Annotated in this window: 16 protein-coding genes and 2 pseudogenes; 8 read left to right on the plus strand and 10 right to left on the minus strand. The window is 68.4% G+C overall.

Annotated features, from left to right (window positions below):
• Window positions 1–8: 8 nt before the first annotated feature.
• Window positions 9–902: an SDR family oxidoreductase gene (locus tag R4Z62_RS02775; RefSeq protein WP_491519018.1), complete on the minus strand. Its 894-nt coding sequence runs from the start codon at window positions 900–902 to the stop codon at window positions 9–11.
• 72 nt (window positions 903–974) lie between these two features.
• Complete coding sequence (locus R4Z62_RS02780; protein ID WP_491519019.1) at window positions 975–1,736, minus strand: SDR family oxidoreductase; 762 nt, start codon at window positions 1,734–1,736, stop codon at window positions 975–977.
• A gap of 135 nt (window positions 1,737–1,871) precedes the next feature.
• Between R4Z62_RS02780 and R4Z62_RS02785 the strand changes: the two genes are divergently transcribed.
• Window positions 1,872–2,792, plus strand: coding sequence for a LysR family transcriptional regulator (locus tag R4Z62_RS02785; protein ID WP_491519020.1), 921 nt, complete (start codon window positions 1,872–1,874; stop codon window positions 2,790–2,792).
• 89 nt (window positions 2,793–2,881) lie between these two features.
• Here the strand turns inward: R4Z62_RS02785 and R4Z62_RS02790 are convergent.
• Window positions 2,882–5,859 (minus strand): annotated as a pseudogene (locus tag R4Z62_RS02790) (Tn3 family transposase); the annotation flags it as partial.
• Between the two features lie 69 nt (window positions 5,860–5,928).
• Between R4Z62_RS02790 and R4Z62_RS02795 the strand changes: the two are divergent.
• The gene (locus tag R4Z62_RS02795; protein ID WP_491519021.1) at window positions 5,929–6,477 is read left to right on the plus strand and encodes a GNAT family N-acetyltransferase; all 549 of its coding nucleotides are present in this window, start codon (window positions 5,929–5,931) and stop codon (window positions 6,475–6,477) included.
• A 155-nt stretch (window positions 6,478–6,632) separates the two neighbouring features.
• Here the strand turns inward: R4Z62_RS02795 and R4Z62_RS02800 are convergent, their stop codons facing one another.
• Window positions 6,633–7,475, minus strand: coding sequence for a phosphotransferase (locus tag R4Z62_RS02800; RefSeq protein WP_491519022.1), 843 nt, complete (start codon window positions 7,473–7,475; stop codon window positions 6,633–6,635).
• A 69-nt stretch (window positions 7,476–7,544) separates the two neighbouring features.
• Window positions 7,545–8,333 (minus strand): site-specific integrase, encoded by a 789-nt coding sequence (locus R4Z62_RS02805; RefSeq protein ID WP_491519023.1) that lies wholly within the window; start codon window positions 8,331–8,333, stop codon window positions 7,545–7,547.
• 92 nt (window positions 8,334–8,425) lie between these two features.
• Between R4Z62_RS02805 and R4Z62_RS02810 the strand changes: the two genes are divergently transcribed.
• The gene (locus R4Z62_RS02810) at window positions 8,426–8,809 is read left to right on the plus strand and encodes a hypothetical protein (protein ID WP_491519024.1); all 384 of its coding nucleotides are present in this window, start codon (window positions 8,426–8,428) and stop codon (window positions 8,807–8,809) included.
• Between the two features lie 162 nt (window positions 8,810–8,971).
• Here the strand turns inward: R4Z62_RS02810 and R4Z62_RS02815 are convergent, their stop codons facing one another.
• The 3 genes and pseudogenes from R4Z62_RS02815 to R4Z62_RS02825 form a co-directional block, all read right to left on the minus strand.
• Window positions 8,972–10,348, minus strand: a complete 1,377-nt coding sequence (locus tag R4Z62_RS02815; protein ID WP_491519025.1) for an IS1380 family transposase — start codon at window positions 10,346–10,348, stop codon at window positions 8,972–8,974.
• A 60-nt stretch (window positions 10,349–10,408) separates the two neighbouring features.
• Window positions 10,409–12,874: a tyrosine-type recombinase/integrase gene (locus R4Z62_RS02820; protein WP_491519026.1), complete on the minus strand. Its 2,466-nt coding sequence runs from the start codon at window positions 12,872–12,874 to the stop codon at window positions 10,409–10,411.
• Window positions 12,875–12,929: 55 nt separating this feature from the next.
• Window positions 12,930–13,106: pseudogene (locus tag R4Z62_RS02825) on the minus strand (DUF4158 domain-containing protein); the annotation flags it as partial.
• A gap of 330 nt (window positions 13,107–13,436) precedes the next feature.
• Between R4Z62_RS02825 and R4Z62_RS02830 the strand changes: the two are divergent.
• The 4 genes from R4Z62_RS02830 to R4Z62_RS02845 all read left to right on the plus strand — a co-directional run bounded on the left by R4Z62_RS02830 (window position 13,437) and on the right by R4Z62_RS02845 (window position 16,215).
• Entirely contained in the window at window positions 13,437–13,703 is a 267-nt protein-coding gene (locus R4Z62_RS02830; RefSeq protein WP_491519027.1) for a hypothetical protein, read from the plus strand.
• A 68-nt stretch (window positions 13,704–13,771) separates the two neighbouring features.
• Window positions 13,772–14,973 (plus strand): IS3 family transposase gene (locus tag R4Z62_RS02835; protein ID WP_491519028.1). Its coding sequence is split into 2 segments (ribosomal slippage): window positions 13,772–14,057 and window positions 14,057–14,973, totalling 1,203 coding nucleotides; the frame shifts between segments, so codons are not numbered across the junction.
• An 85-nt stretch (window positions 14,974–15,058) separates the two neighbouring features.
• On the plus strand, window positions 15,059–15,883 hold the full coding sequence (locus R4Z62_RS02840) for a tyrosine-type recombinase/integrase (RefSeq protein ID WP_491519029.1): 825 nt from the start codon (window positions 15,059–15,061) through the stop codon (window positions 15,881–15,883).
• A complete protein-coding gene (locus R4Z62_RS02845) occupies window positions 15,880–16,215 on the plus strand; it encodes a helix-turn-helix domain-containing protein (protein WP_491519030.1) in 336 nt (111 codons plus the stop codon). The genes R4Z62_RS02840 and R4Z62_RS02845 overlap by 4 nt, the downstream gene beginning before the upstream one ends.
• 251 nt (window positions 16,216–16,466) lie before the next feature.
• On the opposite strand, the gene R4Z62_RS02850 is transcribed toward R4Z62_RS02845, so the two are convergent.
• Complete coding sequence (locus R4Z62_RS02850) at window positions 16,467–16,733, minus strand: hypothetical protein (protein ID WP_491519031.1); 267 nt, start codon at window positions 16,731–16,733, stop codon at window positions 16,467–16,469.
• Window positions 16,734–16,777: 44 nt separating this feature from the next.
• Between R4Z62_RS02850 and R4Z62_RS02855 the strand changes: the two genes are divergently transcribed.
• Window positions 16,778–17,776, plus strand: a complete 999-nt coding sequence (locus R4Z62_RS02855) for a site-specific integrase (RefSeq protein ID WP_491519032.1) — start codon at window positions 16,778–16,780, stop codon at window positions 17,774–17,776.
• Between the two features lie 37 nt (window positions 17,777–17,813).
• On the opposite strand, the gene R4Z62_RS02860 is transcribed toward R4Z62_RS02855, so the two are convergent.
• Window positions 17,814–18,257, minus strand: coding sequence for a DUF6228 family protein (locus R4Z62_RS02860; protein ID WP_491519033.1), 444 nt, complete (start codon window positions 18,255–18,257; stop codon window positions 17,814–17,816).
• Window positions 18,258–18,295: the final 38 nt, after the last annotated feature.

The raw sequence follows: 18,295 nt of genomic DNA on the forward strand, positions 1-18,295 counted from the left end.
GGGGCGGCCTACGCCCGGGTGACGTGCAGGACATCCTCGAAGCCCATGCGCCGCACGAAGTCCGTGCGAGCCTCCAGCACCGCGGAGTTGGCCTGCTCGACCAGGGAGTTGGTCAGGTCCACCACGCTGCGGAAAGGGCGCTCACCGAAGGGCAGGGACAGGATCCTGGTGATCTCCTTGGCGACGACCGAGGGGTCCACCTGCATGCCCGGGGCGAACAGGCCCTCCGTGGCCTGCTCGTTGCGGGCGACCAGCGGGTCCAGGGCCCGGTAGCCGGCGGTGACACCAGCGGCGTCCGCGGGCCGTCCTGCGGTGGGGAAGTGGTCGGTGCCCTGGGTGAAGGCTCCCGGCATGACGATCACCGTCTCGATGCCGAGCGGCGCCACCTCGTAGGAGGTCACCAGGGCAAGCGCGTCCATCGCCGCCTTCGACACCACGTACGGACCGAGGAACGGCGGTGTGGTCACCGGGATGGTGCTGCCCACATAGAGGAGGGTGCCGCTGCCCTGCCCGCGCAGGTGCGGCAGCGCGGCGCGGTTGAGCCGCTGGACGCCGAGGGTGTTGACGTCGACCAGGTGGGCGATCTCCTCGGCGGTGAACGCCTCGACGTAGCCGGTGACCAGGTGCCCGGCGTTGTGGATGACGACGTCGAGCGCTCCCGCGTTCTCGAGCACGGCCGCCACTGCGCGGTCGGCGGACTCCTGCGAGGTGACGTCAAGTTCGACCACGTGCAGGTCGAGGCGTTCGGCCGCGGCCAGGCGGTGCAGTTCTTCGGCGCGGGCGGCGTTGCGGCCCCTGGGGGCCCGCATCGAGGCGTAGACGCGGTGACCGGCCCGGGCCAGGGCTCGCGCGGTCAGGTTGCCAATACCGGTGGCGGCACCCGTGATGAGCGCAGTCGACATGGTGGGTCTCCTATCGCAGGGGTGGAGGGAAGGAACGGAGAGGGAGAAGAGAGGCGGAAGTGGTGGAGAGGATCAGGCGATGCCGCCGTTGCTGTACAGCACCTGGCCGTTGACCCAGCGGCCGGCGGACCCGGCCAGGAAGGCGACGGCCTCGGCGACGTCCTCCGGTGTGCCGAGCCGCTCCAGCGGTGAGGCGGCGGCGATCCGGGCGATCAGCTCCTCGCTCTTGCCCTCGGCGAAAAGCGGTGTCGCGGTCGGCCCGGGGGCCACCGCGTTGACGGTGACGTCCCGGCCGCGCAGTTCGCGTGCCAGGATCAAAGTCATGGCCTCGACCGCGCCCTTGGTCGCCGCGTAGCCGCCGTAGCCGGGCTGCTGGAGCCGGGTCACCGAGGTGGAGAAGTTGATCAGCGCGCCGCCGGGGCTCAGCCTGCGGGCCGCGAGCCGGGAGACCACGAAGGTCCCGCGGACGTTGACCCGGTGCATCCGGTCGAAGGCTTCCAGCTCCATCTCGGCGAGCGGGGCCAGCAGCATGATCCCCGCGGTGTTGACGACCACGTCGACGCTCCCGAAACGTTCCTCCACGGCGTCGAAGAGCCCGGTCATCTCCGTCGGCTCGGCGACGTCGCCGGGCAGGGCCACCGCCGTGCCGCCAACTGCGGTGACCGACTCGACGACCGCCTCGGCCTTCGCCGCGCTGCCCGCGTAGTGGACGACGACTGCCATGCCGTCCGCGGCCAGCCGGCGCGCGACCGCGCCCCCGATTCCGCCCGAGCCGCCGGTTACCACGGCCACCCTGGGCCGGGTGGATCCGTGCTGCGATACCGCGCCGTTCATCACTGCTCCTGATCCGGCGTCCGGACGGACGCCTGGCACTGTGCTGGTTCACGGGCGGTCCGCCCGGCGACTGAATCAACCCTCAGCCGCCTGCAATTATTTGTCCAATGCATCATCAAGATATAGATTATTCAGATGGTGCATATCGAACGGGTCGACCTCAATCTGCTGGCTCCGCTGGCCGCACTGCTGGAGGAGCGGCATGTCTCGCGCGCCGCCGAAGTCGCCGCAATGAGCCAGCCTGCGATGAGCCGGGCCCTGCAGCGGCTGCGGGACACCCTCGGCGACGAGCTGCTGGTGCGCACGCCGGGCGGGTACCGGCTCACCCCGCGGGCCGAGCGCGTCCAGCGTCAGCTGCGGGCAGTCCTGCCGCGGCTGGAGAGCCTGTTCGCCCCGGAGGGGTTCGACCCCGCGGAGGCCGCCGAGACCTTCCGGGTCGCGGGGACCGACTTCACCCAGGTGTTCGCGCCCGCGGTCTTCCAGCGCGTGTTCCAGGAGTCGCCGCGCTCCACACTGCACTTCCGCACCTGGCACGACGCCATCTACGAGGACCTCGACCGGGGGGTCGTCGACCTGGTGTTCTTCGCCAGATCAACACCACTCCCCGCCCTGCACACCGAACATCTCCTCGACGACCGGTTCGTCTGCGTACTCTCCGCCGACCACCCGCTCGCCGAACGTCCGGCGATCGCCCTGGAGGAGTACCTGGGCGCCACCCACGTCATCGTCGGCACCATCGGCGAGCGTCAGACCGCGATCGAGCAACGCCTGGAAGACCTCGGAAAGCACCGCCGGGCCGGACTGACCGTCCCCTACCATTCGCTGGCCCTGCGCTCGGTCCCGGGCACCCGGCTGATCCTCACACTGCCCGCGCGGCTACTCGCGCAGCAACGCCCGGACCCCGGCATCCGAATCCTGCCCGCTCCCGAGGAAATCCGCTCACTGGGCTACCTGATGGCCTGGCACCCCCGGCTCGACGGCGATTTGGGGCAGCGCTGGTTCCGGAGCGCCATCCGCGCCGTCACCTCCGAACTGCCGGAGCCGACCCAGCACTAGCGACTGGTTCCTGCTCCCCTGCGTGGTGCTGCCTTGGGCCGTCGAGCAGTACGACGCCGCACTGGTGCCCACCGGCTGACGCCTCGGCTTCAGTCGGCCGCCGACTCGTCCTCGTCCTCGTCCAGCTCCGGCGCGTCCGGGTCGCGCAGCGGGCGCAGGGCGCCGGCGGCCGGGACGCTGGCGGTGAAGCTGTAGCGGCCGAGCAGGTTCAGGTTGCGGTGCTTGAGCGGGGACAGGCGGGCGATGTCCTCGTCGTGGATCTCGTGGCCCTCGGCGCGGAGCTGGGCGACAGCCGCGTCGATGTACTTCGTCGTCCAGAGCACGATGGAGTTGAGGACCAGGCCGAGCGCGCCGAGCTGGTCCTCCATGCCGTCGCGGTACGCCTGATGGATGGTGCCGCGCTTGCCGTGGCACACGTCCCTCGCCAGCTCGTGGCGGGACTCCTGCACGGTGAGCTGCCGGTTCATCTGACGGCGGTAGGTGTCGTCCACCGGGTCGACCACGCGCAGCAGGTGCTCGGTCTTGGCGATCCGCCCGTACTCGGCGAACGCCGCCCCGAGCGGGGTCGGGCGGCCGTCGCGTCCGAACATGCGCAGCAGGTCGTAGGCGCGGACCTGGTCGGTGACCAGGGAACCGGCGACCTTCAGCATGTCCGGCCAGTGCGTAATCACCTTGTTCAAGTTCACGCGGTTGCGGGCCAGGTCCTCCACCGCGCCGTACGTGCCGGTCTCGACGCCGGGCATCGTGACCCGCCAGAACCGCTGGTCGTCCAGGTCGCGGAACCGCGGGCTGAAGTTATAGCCGAGGATCTTGAACAGGCCGAACACCATGTCGGAGTACGAGGCGTTGTCGGTCGCCACCATCTCCGGCTTCACCCCGCCGTCCAGGTTCAGCAGCGCGTCCAGGATGTGCAGGGAGTCGCGCGGGGTGCCGGGCACGATCATCTGACCGATGCCCGCGACCTGGTCGTTGACGGCGTTGAGCCAGGTGATGCCCCGCTTGAACCCGAAGTACTTCGGCGACGGGGCGGCGTTGATGGTGCGCACCGGAACCTTGAAGCGCAGCCCGTCCACGGAGGCGAGCAGCCCGTCGCCCCAGTAGCGCACGATCGGGATGTCCGCCTGGGCGGCGATCAGCCGTGCGTTCGCCGCGGCGATGGTGTCGGCGCGCAGGTAGTACTGGTCGACGTGTACGAGCCGGGCCCGGGTCAGGGCCTCGTAGCCGGGGTTGACCACCGGGGCCAGGCCGATGTTGCACGCCTCGGAGACCAGCACGCGACCACCGAGGTGGGCAGGTCCTTCATCCGGGTGGTGCCGTCGCCGAGGTGGACGAAGGCGTCGAGGAACCCGGTCCAGGCGTTCACCTCGAACAGCAGGTCCGGAAGGTCGATCTTCGGGAGCATCTTCTCGACCCGCTGGCGGAGCCAGGTCAGGGACTTCGGCTCGCCGAGGGCGCCGAGCTTGTCGACGTTCAGCTTCACCCGCCCGTCGTCCTGTACCTCGATGGAGACCTTCGCCTCCGGCCCCGCCTCCTGAAGGCGTTCGGCGAGCTGCTTCCATCCGGCGTCCAGGCCCCGCACCAGCTCCGCCAGGTGCTCGGTGACGGGCGTGTCCAGGCTCAGGGCCGCCAGGATGTCCTCCTCGACCGCGTCCCAGTCGGGGCCGTCCAGCAGGCGGGCGCGCGGGGTGGACCAGCGGTGCGAGGGTGAGGCGAACACGTCGCGGTTGTTCAGGGCCCGGTGGAGCTGCTCCAGCACGCACACCACGTACGCGTCCCGGTCGACCGCGCCCTGCGGCAGCTCCCGGTTGGCGTACACCGCCTTGCGCCACGCCGGCGACACGAGCTTGTCGTCCACCTCGCGCGGTAGCAGCGGCTTGACGCCCACCTTCCGCCGGGCCAGCGCCGGAAGACCCCGCACCCCGGCCAGGACCCGCTTACCGGCGCTCGCCGCATCCAGCGCCTTCGACTCACCCAGCAACGCGAGGAACGGGCGCACCGTCGCGTACCGGTTCGCGAGCGCGGCCCGCATGGCGATCTCGGCCGAGTTCTCGTCCTCGGGCACCAGGGTCATCACGGTGGCCGCCGCACTCATCACGGCCGCGCGCGGGGCGACCTCCTCCACGGCTGCCCACAGCGCGGCCACGTCCAGGTCCGCCTCCTGCTCCTCGACCAGCTCCAGCTCCTCGAACAGGACCTTCGCCGCCCGCGCGAGCACCCGTGACGCCTTCTCCAGCTGCGGCAGCGTCGACAGCCGCTCCTTCTCCGTCTTGCGCTTCGCCGTGTTCAGCAGCCGGGTGGCCATGAGGACCTGGAACAGGTCCAGAGCCTCGTCGATCACCTTCGCCTCCAGGTGCCGCATCACCGCGGTGAGCATCGCCGTGCGCTTGAGCTCCGCCGCCCGCTCCAGCAGCGGCGCCTTCGACCCCAGCGCGTACCGGGCCAGCGCCGCCATCCGGTTCGGCGGGATCTGCGACAGCCTCAGCCGCCCGAGCCGGTACGCGCCGATCTCGTCCACCCGCTCCAGCGCACGGGCGAACGTCGTACCCGTCGTCCGCGTCGGCGGCCGGCGCAGCCGCTCCAGCTCCGAGAACCGCGAGCCCTCCGGCGTCTTCAACGTCGCCACCAGATCCCCGGGCAGCGCCGGGTCCGCCCGCCGCGCGGCCCCCGCGACCGTGGCGTGCAGCCGCCTCTCCGCGACCTTCCGCACCTCCGACACCTGCCGGGCCAGCACCGACACCCCGGGCAGCAGCACCCGGTTACGGCGCAGCCAGCCCACCGCGTGGTCAAACAGCGCCTTCGGGCCCTCGGCGTGCGTCCACGCCCGCCCGTGCAAGAAGGTGCGGAACCGCCGGGACCACTCCGGGTTGTCGTACTCGTGGTACTCGTAGGCATCCCGGATCTCCCACGCGTGCTCGTACGCCGTCTTCGACCGCTCGGTGTACCGCTTCACCACCGACGCGTCCTCGATGCCGAGCTGCGCGGCCAGGTACTCGACCACCGGCCACGGTGCGTCGAGCGGATCGTCCGGGAGGAACCGGCCGATGTAGCGCACCGTGCTTCTCTGCACTATGTCAAGGCGTCCGCCCATGCCTTCTCTTTCAGATCACTCTCACAGGCGTGCGATAGGTTGCCCGCCATGACCGGACTCGGACCTGTCGCCTGGCCACCTGCCCCGATAAAGACCGAACGGCTCGTGCTCCGCGAGTCCGAGGCCGGAGACCGTGCGGCGTTCATCGAGCTGTTCGCATCGCCAGAAGTGCGCACTTACCTCGGAGGCCCTCGACCGCGGGACGAACTCGAACGCGCGGTGCCTGGAGTGCCCGGGCGGCGCCCTGGCCTTTTCGTGATCGATCTCGACGGAGCGATGATCGGCACGGTCTCGCTCGATCGGCGCGACGCAGAGCGTCCGGGCCACGTCCGTCCGGATGCCGGGGAGGCCGAGCTAGGCTACATGTTCCTGCCCAAGGCGTGGGGATGCGGGTACGCCGCTGAGGCCTGCGCAGCGGCACTCGGCTGGTTCGCTGACACACTCCCCAGCGAGCCGGTGGTGCTGTGCACCCAGACCGCCAACGACCGCTCGATGCGGCTCGCGGCGAAGCTGGGGTTCGCCGAGGTGGAGCGGTTCGAGGAGTTCGGCGCCGAGCAGTGGTTCGGCGTGTGGTCTTCGGTCATGCCGTCCGCTTGAGCTAGGACTTGTCCGCGTCCGGGCCATTGCTGTGAGCACGTGGCGAGAGGATGAGATGTCCTCTCAAGCCGGCCGAGTTCGACCGCTGCACCGTGTCGGGATGCCGCACACGGCGCAGCGGATCGGGACTGGCCCAGCAGCCCTCTGCCTTGAGTTCAGCCCAGTCTGCAGCGGTCAAGTGCGGCACGAACCTGGTTGAGCCCCTCCGCTCTCCAGCGGTCCCGGTCAGGCATTTGGTCGTCTCGGCGCCAGCGCCAGGCCGAGAACATCGCCCAGTTCAGGGCGCGGCACCGATGAATCAGGTCGTGGTCAGCACCCGCATAGTGCTTTCCCACTTCTTCGGGCGCATGGGCTAGGTCGAACTCGATCGGCCCACGGCAGCACGTGGCGAGGTCTATGAAAAGCGGCCCTCTCCTTGTGTTCAGGAGGTTGCCCGGGTGCGGCTCGCCGTGCAACAGCTGGTCGCGGGCTTTGTCGATGCTGATCGCGGCGCTCAGACCACTGAGCGTGTCGCTGAGAAGTTCCCGGTCAGAATCGGGCAGCTCGGGGGACTGCTCCCGATCGTTCACCTCTCTCAGTGCCACAGCGACTCGATCGGTGAAATGCGGTGCGTCCAGATCGATCTGGCGCAGGGCGGCATGGTGCCGCAGGAACACATCTGCGTAGTCTGCCGGCGCGATCTCTGATCCCACAGGTTCGTAGTAGGTCCAGAGCGAGATGGCGAAGGCGTCACGCACATAGACTCGAGGCTCGACCCGAGGATCGAGCTCAGCGACCGGAGCGTCGACGTCGGCGAGATGGTGAGCGACCTCTACTTCAAACTCGGAATCAGCCAGATGCCCCGAAGGGGCGACCCGAGCCAGAACATCGCAAGGGACCAGGCGCAGCGCGACGCGGTCCGAGTTGTGGATGACGACCACATCGTTGACCTGAAGGCCCAGCTCGGAAGCGGTCGCCCGTCCCGCTTCAACTGCGCGACGGAGTTCGAATGGCTCCATATCGCCCTCCCTTATCGTTGAGTACACATACACGTATGGGAGCAACTGAGCGGTTTGGTCACGGTTCTCCTAGTGACGTGGCCTTGGCATTCCCAGGTCGACGGGGACCCGGCGTGTGAGTCGTGCGGCATCTGCCTGCTTGGTCCGGAGGAAGGTGAGTGTCAAGTCGATTCCTTCGATTTCGCCGAGCCATTGCTCCTCCTGGGCCCTCTTGCGCCTCAGCAAGAGATCCTTCTCCAACTCGGCGAGCCTGGGCAACATCTTTGGGCTGACCTGGAGCATGGGGCATCGAATGCAGGCGTGTTCATGCTGGCAGGGTGATCCGTAGGGGCGAGCACAGTTGCCGAGTTCGACCTTGCGTTTGTCGAAGTGCTTCTCGAACTCGGCCCACTCCTCGGGGGTAACATCGCCGTACTCGTGCTCGGGACGCAGGTCTCGGCGATGGTTCAGGAACTCCTGGTAGTGCTTGACGATGTCCTCGGCGAAGACCGCGACGTAGCCCTGTGTCGTCTGGAGATTCAGGTGTCCGAGGAGGGCGGCACCGATGTGGATTGGAAGGCCGCCGTTGACGATCTCGGTCGCGAAGAGTCGGCGGAAGTCGTGCGGCGTGAACTTGGTGCCGGCGAACGCCGGGGCGCTCTCAGCAATTTCTTCGCAGCTGCGCGCGAGCATGTTGAGGATCGTGTGCGGGGCGATGACATTGCGGACAGTCCCCAGCTGACGCTGGAACAGAAACGGCATAGGTTCTGACCAGAGCTTCTCGTGCGAGTCGTAGCGGGTCACGAGGGGAATGGCCTGGCTGTTGCGGGTCTGGCGGCGGATGATCTGCGCGATGGCATGGAACAGCTCGGCGGACATCGGATAACCCGCTCGCGTTCACTCTTCGACGGGGCGACGACCAGGAGAGCGATGACCTCGCCGTTGGGCCGTTCGTATTGGCGAATGCTGAGGTGAGTCAGTTCAACGAGCTCTTCGACCCGGATGCCGCTGTGCCGCAGGATCTCAACGGCCACCCACTCCCAGAACGCCGACTCCTCCGCCATGGTCAAGTTGATCATCTCGCCGGTGCTGTGGTCGATGATCCGGACGGACGGCTCGGCCACGGTCTTGGCCCGGCGGCGGTCCTCGCGGGAATCCGTGCGGCTGTAGCGACGCTCCTGGTGTTCGAACGGCTCGCCAAGAGGGACGGGACGGGCAGCCTCCAGCAGGTCCGCCAGGTGCTCGTAACGGTCCTCAACATGTCGGACAAGGACCGGCAACAGAGGCTGGCGAGCGCGGGTGCGGTCGGCCATCCGCCGGTTGATCTCGCGGCGCCGCTTGCCGAACCCCTTTAGCCTCGATCTTGCATGGCGGTCCGCCGACGGAGTCGGTGGACCGTTTCGCTTTCGATGGCTGATGGCGGGCACTGCGAGGGCCCGTGTGTCGTCTCGGGTGGACGCCGGGTTCCACTGCTCCGGTCTGTGGCGGCTCTCTCGTAGGGACGGGAAGGGTGCTGGTCAGCCGGGGTTCGGCAGGAGTGCAAGCCGTTCGAGGGCGCCTGTGACCTCACCGGTCCAGGGCCAGTGGCGGGCGAGACGGAGGATGCGGCGCCGGCCGGTGGTGATGAGCTGGGCGGCGGTGGGGAGCAGGCGGAACCGCAGGCGGCGGGGCTCCCAGAGACGGGCCTGGCCGGTCAGGGCGAGCATGGGCATCCAGGCCAGCAGGTCGAGCGCGATCTGGACGATCTCCAGCCAGACCTTGTTCTGTGCGGTGTGGTGAAGGGGCAGGTTGCGCAGGCCGGTGGACCGGGCGGCCCGGATCCGGTCCTCGGCGCGGGCCCGCAGCCGGTGCCGGAGCTCGAGTTCGGCGATGGGACGGTCCGGGGTGTTGGTCGCGAAGCACGTGATCCGCATACCGTCCGCGTCGGTGATCCGCAACTGGGCCCCGGGATGCGGCCGTTCCTTGCGGACGATCAGTCGCATGCCCTTCGGCCAGCCGTCCAGCAGGCTGCCGGTGAGCTCGGCGACCCAGGCCCCGTCACGGACCGTGCCGTCGGCCTCGACGGCCGGGGTCCAGGTCAGGGCCGGGATCTTCAGCACATGCTGGTGGATGGTCTCGGTGATCACCATGCCGACCGAGTAGGACAGCCATCGGCCTCGCTTCGCGAGCCAGGACACGAAGTCGTGGGTGCCGCCGGCGGAGTCCGTGCGGATCAGCGTCTGCCGTCCCCGCCGGTGGTTCTTCGGCAGCTGTGCCAGGGCGAGCCGTGCGGTGGTGATGTGGTCGGCGGCTGTGTTGGAGCCCGCGTTGCCCGGCCGGAGAAGAGCGGCGACGGGCTCGCCGGTTCCGCCCGGTCCGTGGTCGACGAAGGCCGTCAGTGGGTGATGGCCGTAGGTCTTCTTCCAGGTCGCGGCCGCATCCTGCTTGTCGGAGTGCGCAATCAGCAGGACGCCGTCGAGGTCGACGGTGACCTGGCCATCGGAGTCCGGGGCGTTCTCACCGGCCAACGACCAGGCACGATCACGGACTTCTGACCGCGCGTTTCGGACGGCTCGCAGGGCTTTCTCGCCGGAGGCGGCAAGGGTGTCGATCAGGCGGGAGACGGTCGGATCGGAGGCGACCGGGCCGAAGACGGCCGGCTCGCACCGCAGCATGGCGACGTCCGCGAGGCAGTCCCCGCCCAATGCGACCGCCAGAGCGAGATCCAGGAGGATCTTGCCGGGATCATGAACGGCCCGCGGCTTCCGCCACGGCGCCAGAGCTGCGGATACCGCCTGGTCAAGACCCGTCTTGCGGACCGTCTCCAGCAGCAGGACCGCACCGGCCTGCGAGACCACCTGCCGACCGTCTCCCTGGACACGGACACGTGGGTACGACGAGATAGGCTCTCTCACCTGGGAAGTGCTCTTTTCCTTGCAGCCAACAGGACCCTCAGCAAGTCCCATCGTTGCAGGTCAAGGGCACTTTCCGTGTTTCTGATCAATGCTTGGACAGCCCACCTCGTGAAAGCGCGAGGTTAGATCTCGCGGCAGGATCGGGCAGGGAGCCACCCACTGAGCCCACCGCTCCGGTTCGGCGACGGCCCAACTGTGAAGGTCAACGTAGAGGCAGCGGACGGCCAGCAGCACAGAGGCAGCGTCTTTTCGCAGCCGGGTCCGGTCGGCCTTGCCGTTCTTCCGCCAGTACTGGATCTCGGCTCGCCACTGGTCGTATAGCTCCTGGCTGAGGTTCAGGTCCTCCTGCTCGGGGTTGAGTTCCTCAATGACGGCCCAGAACAGGCTCGCCAGCTGGCGGGCGAGACCTTCGAGGGTGATGTAGTCGGTGTCGGACTTGCGCCGTGCCAGGTAGTCGATCAGGAGCTGCCGGACGGCGGCGTTCTTGATGTTGTAGCGGTCGACGAGTTCCTCGACGCTTCGCTGACCGTCATAGATGAAGGTCCTCAGAGTCGGGGCCGTCCCAGGAGGGAAGTGCCCCATCCTGTGCAGGATCTCCCAGGCGCCCAGGGCCGCGAAACGCGTGGTTCTCTTGGTCGCGCCGGGCGTCAGCCCCAGACGCTTGTTCTCCAGCGAGTAGTGCAGCAGGGCTGGCGGGGTCAGGTCCTCCAAGTGGATGCCCTGTGTCGTGAGCGCGCAGGTCAGGTCGAATTTCGCCCGCTGCCGGTGCATGGTGGTGAGCCGCTCTTGAGCGTCGACCGTCTTGAAGAACTCGTCCAGCCGGGGGTCCTGCTGGATCTTCCGGAACGGCTCGGCGTAGTCGGAGAACTTGTTCGCCCGGAATCCGGAGAGCGAGGGCTGGATGATCCGGGCGGCGAAGGCCATCTTCAGCGCCGAGACCATGTTGCTGCCGTCGTAGCCGACCCCTGGCCGTCCCAGGACATTGACCGAGAGGGCGTTCTCCTCGTTGAACCCGCTGGCCTCCCAGCGCTCCTGCCAGGTCTGCCCCGGCAGCGTCTCCAGGTGCCCGAAGAGCATCCGGATGCCGGCCGTGCGTTTCTCCACCAGGGAGCGCCCCTGGTTCGGCCACGCGTGACGGGCGAGCTCGCACAGATCGTCCATGCTGGCCTGTGACAGGTCCCCGAACGGGGCTGGAGGCTTTGCGGGCCGGGGAGCTGGGGCCGCCTTCAGTGATGCGCGGATGAACCTTCTCGGCTCGGTCTGATTGGGCGCCGTGTCGTAGTTCTGGCGCCGGTGGCGGGCCGTGTAGGTCTCGACGGTCGTGCGGTTAGGCACCGAACACCGCCTTGACGTCGTCGGGGTCGTAACCGGCGGCGAAGGTCCGTTGCACCCGCGGGCGGTTGTAGTGGGCCTGCAGGGCGTCGAAGAGGTCCTCGGGGCGGGCATTGAGGTAGCGGCCGGTGGTGGCCAGGTCGGTGTGCCGCATGATCGCGCGGACCTGGGCGAGGGTGAGGTTGGGTCGTTTGCCATCCGAGTGGCTGCGGTGTGCCGCAGGTCGTGCAGGGTCCAGTTCGTGCCGAGCCTCTCGTTTGCGCGCTGGATCACGCGCCGCATCGCCCAGTAGGTCAGCGGCCGGTCCGGGCCCCGCCGCGTGCGGAGAACCGGCTCGTCGGCCGGCGGCAGTCCGATGTGGTCGAGGTAAGCGGCCAGGACCGTCAGCGCCTGCGGGCTGGCCGGGACCGCCTCGCGGTCGTCGGTCCCCTTGGTGATCACCCACATCAGTTGCTTGGCCCAGTCGATGTCTCCCGGGGTGACCCCGAGGAGTTCGCTGGCGCGGGAGCCACTGGAGACGTAGAGCAGGACCGCGGCCCGGTCACGGCCGCACGTCATCGCCCCGAAGAACTCGTCCCACATCGAGTCGGGAATCGAGCGGGGATCGGTCCGGCGGACCCGCTGGCGGAGCCTGGCCCGCCGGAATTGAGGGACCTCGCTGTCCGGGGCCCGGTGAGCGAGCGCCCGGCGCTGTGCCCGTGGCTCCGGAACCGGGTTGACGAGCGGGCCCCGGCCGTAGTGCCGGTGGTAGGCGTAGAAGCTGCTGACCACGGTGAGGCAGTGGTTGATCGTGCTGGGGGCGTAGCCGACCTTCAGATAGGGCTTGCCCGTGCGGGGGTTCACCGAGCCGGGGTGCGGTGCGTTCGGGTTCCCCCGGCGGCGCTGCGGATTCGGGGCGACCCGGAGCCATCCGACCAACGCGGACGCTTCTGCCTCGGTCGCCCGGTCCCAGGGGACGCCGAGGAACCACAGCAGTCGGTACCAGCGCAGCAGGTCGTACGCGTAACTCTTGGCGGTCAGCGGCCGGTTGTCGTCCAGGATCAGGCCGCGGAGGTACGGAACGACGGGGGCGACCGCGGACCCGTCAGCGTCGAGAACGGTGTACCGAGGTATGGATTCCAGCTCGACGACCGAGCCGACGCGTGGCACATCGGCCCGGCCCTCGATCAGCTGGCGATGCAGGTCTTGCAACACACTCTTCCTTGCCGGCGGAGATCATCGCTCCTTGATCGGAGACACTGGTGCAGTTAACACACCACATCTGGAGCGCGAAGCCCAGCTGGTGGTGCGTCGAGCGGCGCCGGGCGATCAGGTCGCGGTCGACGTCATCCAGGAAGAAGAACCGCTCCAGCTCGGGGCGGGTCGGTTCCTCGGCGAACTGCCCGTACGCCTCGGCCTGCTCATCAGTCAAAAACTCCACCGGCACGAGCGGACCGTAGCCAGCCCCGGCACCCGCCCGGCGATCTTTCCGCGAACCCCAGCGGAGCCCGCAGCCGGTGTGCTAGCCGACCATGATCATTCTCAGCGCCAACCGCTGTGCCGATGTTCCGACCACCGCCAATTGCATCGGATGCGAACTCGCGACAGTCGGCGAATTTCCCGGGGCGACAAGGGCAACCGCGCTGCGGACCTGCGGACTTGAGAGTGGTCTCTGGGTGGTGACGATACCCGCGTCTCGGACCTCATCGTGGTCCATGCAGGGGGCTGACTGCGGGCTTCTCGGCGACTCGCATAGGATGCGGTTTTCTCGCATCTAATGCGAGTCACGAAGGGTGGTGAATCGGTGGGGTTCAACGGGTCGATACCGGGGGCGGCCGGGCTGCACCTGGTCGACGGGGTCGCGTTGCTGCGGCCGGAAGAGCAGGTTTTCACGGCGATGCTGACCGGGTTCGCCAACCAGCAGCTCGCCCGGAATCTGGCCCGAACGACTGTCGAGGGCCGGGAGAATACGGTCAAGGCGTTCGCGGCCTACGTGAACACCTATCCCTGGCTCTGGACGCCGGCAATGGTCGATGAGTGGTGACCGGGCTTTGCCCCTTGATCCTGGACACACGAGACACTGGATCCTGAGGATCTGAGAATGGACATCTCGTGGTCATGAAGAACTATCCGCCGCAGTTCAAGGCGGACGCGGTCGCGCTGTACCAGTCGCGGCCCGAGGCGACGATCCGGCAGGTCGCCGCCGATCTGGGCATCAACCCCGAGACCCTGCGGAACTGGGTGCGGGCAGCCGGCGCGAGCCGTCCTCGGGGACGCCGGGCGGAGGTGTCGACCGAGCCACCGACGCCGTTGGAAGCGGAGAATGCCGCTCTGCGCAAGAAGGTCCGCGAGTTGGAGGAAGAACGCGAGATCCTGCGCAAGGCGGCGAAGTATTTCGCCGGGGAGACGCGCTGGTGAACCGCTTCCAGTTCGTTGCCGACCACCACCGCCGCTACGGCGTGAAGCGGCTGTGCACCATCCTCGGCATCGCCCGCTCCAGCTTCTACTACTGGCGTCGGACGGCCGCGGACCGGGTCGCCCGGCAGGCGGCCGACGCTCGCCTCGCCGCCCGGATACGGGTCGTGCACCGCGAGTCGGACGGCACCTATGGCGTTCCGAGGATCACAGCCGAGCTCCGCGAAGCGGGTGAGCACGTCAATCACAAGCGGATCGCGCGTGTGATGCGGGGCGCCGGTCTGGCGGGCGTGCGCTTGCGCCGCAGGCACCGCACCACTGTTGCGGACCCGGCCGCGGCGAAGGCCCCGGACCTCGTCGGCCGCGACTTCACGGCAAGCGAGCCGAACACGAAGTACGTCGGCGACATTACCTATCTCCCGCTGGACGGCGGGAAGTTCCTCTACCTGGCCACCGTCATCGACCTCGCCTCACGCCGCCTGGCCGGCTGGGCCATTGCGGACCACATGCGCGCTGACCTCGTCACTGACGCACTGGCCGCCGCCGAACGGACCCGCGGCAGCCTCGCCGGAGCGGTCATGCACACCGACCACGGGGCCCAGTACACCAGCCGGGTCTTCGCCGACGCCTGCCGCCAAGCCGGCGTCCGCCAGTCCATGAGCGCAATCGGCAGCTCCGCGGACAACGCCCTCGCCGAGTCCTTCAACGCAACGTTCAAACGCGAGACGCTTCAGGGCCGCAAGCACTGGTCCAGCGAACGTGAGGCCCGCCTCGACGCATTCCGCTGGCTCAACCGTTACAACACCCGACGCCGTCACTCCCGCCTCGGGCAACGCAGCCCGATCGCTTACGAGACAGCGTCCGAAACAACATCAACTACGCTGACACCAGCCGCATAACCCGTGTCCAGGATTCGGGGTCAAGGCCCACCTGCGTTCGCTGCGAGATCTGAAGCGCTCCACGATCCGCTCATACTCGGAGGCCGTGCGGGCGTTCTGCCACTTCATCACCGATCCGCTCTATGAGTGGACGGCCGCCTGCGAGGAGCGGTTCGGGACCCACCCGGTTCAGGTGGTACATGAGTGGAACACCGCGGTGCACGTCCAGGACAACGAGGCGGACGCGAAGAAGCGCGCGTTCACCAAGGCCGAGCTGCACGCCTTCTTCGCGCACTGCGACGACGGGGTCGCCCGCATCCGGGCCTTCCGCCGCAAGGGCTGGCTGCCGGCTTTCCGCGACGCGACGCTGTTCAAGACCGCCTACGCCTTCGGGACGCGGCGCAACGAGACGCGGATGCTCGACGCGGCCGACTTCGGCCGCAACCCGCACGGCGGCGAGTTCGGCGAGTACGGCCGCTGCCAGGTCCGGTTCGGCAAGGCCAAGAAGGGCTCGCCGCCCAAACGCCGCGGGGTGCTGACCGTCTTCGACTGGACCCCGGACGTCCTGGACGAGTGGTTTACCGAGGTCCGCCCGCTGTTCGGCACCGACGACAACCCGGCTGCCTGGCCCTCCGAGCGGGGGCTGCGGATCGGCTGCCAGCGGCTCAACTCCCGCTTCGTTGCCTATCGCAAGGCCCTCGGCCTGGATGACGGGCTCGACTTCCACTCTTTCCGCAGGTCCTACGTCGCCCACCTGATCGAGGACGGCTGGGACCCGCGCTTCGTCCAGGAGCAGGTCGGTCACGAGCACGCCAGTACCACCTCGCTCTACACCTGTGTGTCCTCGGACTTCCGCACCCGGACCCTGCGGCGGCATCTGGACTCCACCATTACCGCCGCTCTCCAGACCCAGACCGGGAGGCAAGTATGAAACGGAAGGTCGGATACACCTGGCGGCTGCGCGAGGTGATGGCCCAGCATCAGGTCTTCACGGCCACCGAACTGGTGCCGCTGTTGCGCGAACGCGGCATCGACCTGGCCGCCTCCCAGGTGCACCGCCTGGTCTCCGGCACCCCCGAACGCCTGTCGTTGCAGGTCATGGCGGCGCTCTGCGACATCCTGTCCTGCACCCCGGCCGACCTGGTGGCCACCACCGCCGAGAACGCCGGCGTCCGCAAGACCGCCACCGGCGACCTGCCCACCCCGCCTTCGAACGTCGCGAAGCTCCGCCCCCGCGCGGCCCGCATCCTGCCCGACGCATGACCCGCTCCCACGCCACCGACGAACAGTACGAGCGCTGGTTCATGGCCGTTTGCTGCCGCTGCGGTCTCCGCAGGCACAAGGCCGGCGCCTGGCCGGACGGGTACGTCTGCCGGACCTGTTCGGATCGAGCTGTCAGGACACGGGGCACCTGCCCGGGATGTGGCGAGGACCGGGCCCTTCCTGGGCTCCGTCCAGGTGACGGGGCTGCGACCTGCACCACCTGCGCCGGTTTCTCCCCGACCTTCGACTGCTCACGCTGCGGCTTCGAGGGCAAGCTCCCGGGCGGTCGGCTCTGCGAACGCTGCGCGCTCACCGACCGGCTCACCGCGCTTCTCGACGACGGCACGGGCCGCGTCCGTCCCGCGTTGGTCGCGCTGTTCGATTTGCTGGTGACGATGGACAAACCCGGAAGCGGACTGGCATGGCTGGACATGCGCCGCGGGCAGCTGGGAAACGCCCCGCAGCTGCTTCGCCGACTCGGCCTCGGCGAGATTCCGCTGACCCACGACGCGTTCCACAACTCCAGCCCTGGCGAGCGGCCTCTCACCTGGAAGAACTCCTCATGGCCTGCGGAGTCCTGCCCGCGGTCGACAAGCACCTCTGTTCCTTTCAGCGCTGGCTTCTCGGCCACCTGGCCGACATCGCCGATCCCGAGCAAACCAAGACGATCAGGCTCTTCGCGACCTGGCACGTCCTCCCCGGGCTGCGGGCCCGCGCCGAGCGGAGCCACATCACACCCAGCATCCGACGCTTCGCCAGCGAACAGATCAAGTACGCGACCGCCTTCCTGCAATGGCTCGGCGAGCGGAACACCACCCTCGCGTCATGCGGCCAGGTCGACATCGACGCCTGGTTCGCCGAGAACGCCGAGCACGCCCGCACCCGCCTGAGAGGCTTCCTCAACTGGGCCATGCAGGGCCGGTACTCCCGACGTTCCCTGGCCATCCCCGCGATGAAGATCTCCCGTCGGCCCGCACTGAGCGAAGACGAACGCCTCACTGCCCTGGGCAGGCTTCTGACCGATACGGAGATACCGATGCGACTCCGCGTCGCCGGAGTCATCGTTCTTCTCTACGCACAACCGCTGAGCCGCGTCGTCCGGCTCACCATCGACGACGTCATCCGCGACGGCGACGCCGTGCTGCTACGACTCGGCGAGCCGCCCTCACCCGTTCCCGCGCCGGTCGCCGCCCTGCTGCTGGAGCACATCACGAACCGCGGCAACATGAACACTGCCACCAACCCGGCGTCCCGCTGGCTCTTCCCCGGCCGCCGGACCGGCCAGCCGCTCGGCCCCAACCACCTGTCCGCGCTCCTGAACAAGGTCGGAATCCCGATCGCCGCCGCCCGCGGCGCCGCCATCCGGCAGCAACTCCTCGAACTCCCCGCACCCGTCGTCGCGGACGCTCTCGGCTACCACGACAAGACCACCAGCCGCCTCCGCAACGAGACCGGAGGGACCTGGAGCCGATACGCTCCAGGAGATCACGCAAGGTCACCAACAGGCTGGGTTCCTCGCGGAACCAGCGAAGTTGGGGGCCCTCCAGTTCCGAGAGCCTGAGCGCGCATGAGTGCTTGCTTCGGGGCCACTGGGACGGCTACCCCTGGCGGAAGAATTCCCGCACGTCGGCAGCGACAGTCGTCAGCTCTTCGCCAGCGTCAATCACGGTCGTCACAGTGCACTCCCATCCGCTGGAGAAGACGTCGGCTCGCAGGGTCCAGCTCAGATACACGTGACCGCCCGAACCGAACGTTGCTGCTACGACCAGCTCGTTGTTGACCCAAGACCGCTCGCCATCCCAACCGCGGAAGTCACGCGCAAGACCGTCGAGAAACTCGGTCAGGTATCCCGCACCGTCCCAGGCAGACACGGTCACGGCCCCGATCCGTGCGCGCAGGCCGTCGTCGACAGCCTCCACGGCGAATACGACCTCGAACTCATCTGTCCGCGACCAGTCGAACAACCGGATAGAGGGCGCTTGCGACCCCACCCCCCGAACGACGAGCTCGACCTGCCCAGGAACCACCTCGATCAGACTCACCCACTGAGGATAAGGACGCCGACACGGCCCGGTCATCG

The organism is Streptomyces sp. PL-25, from assembly GCF_058344915.1.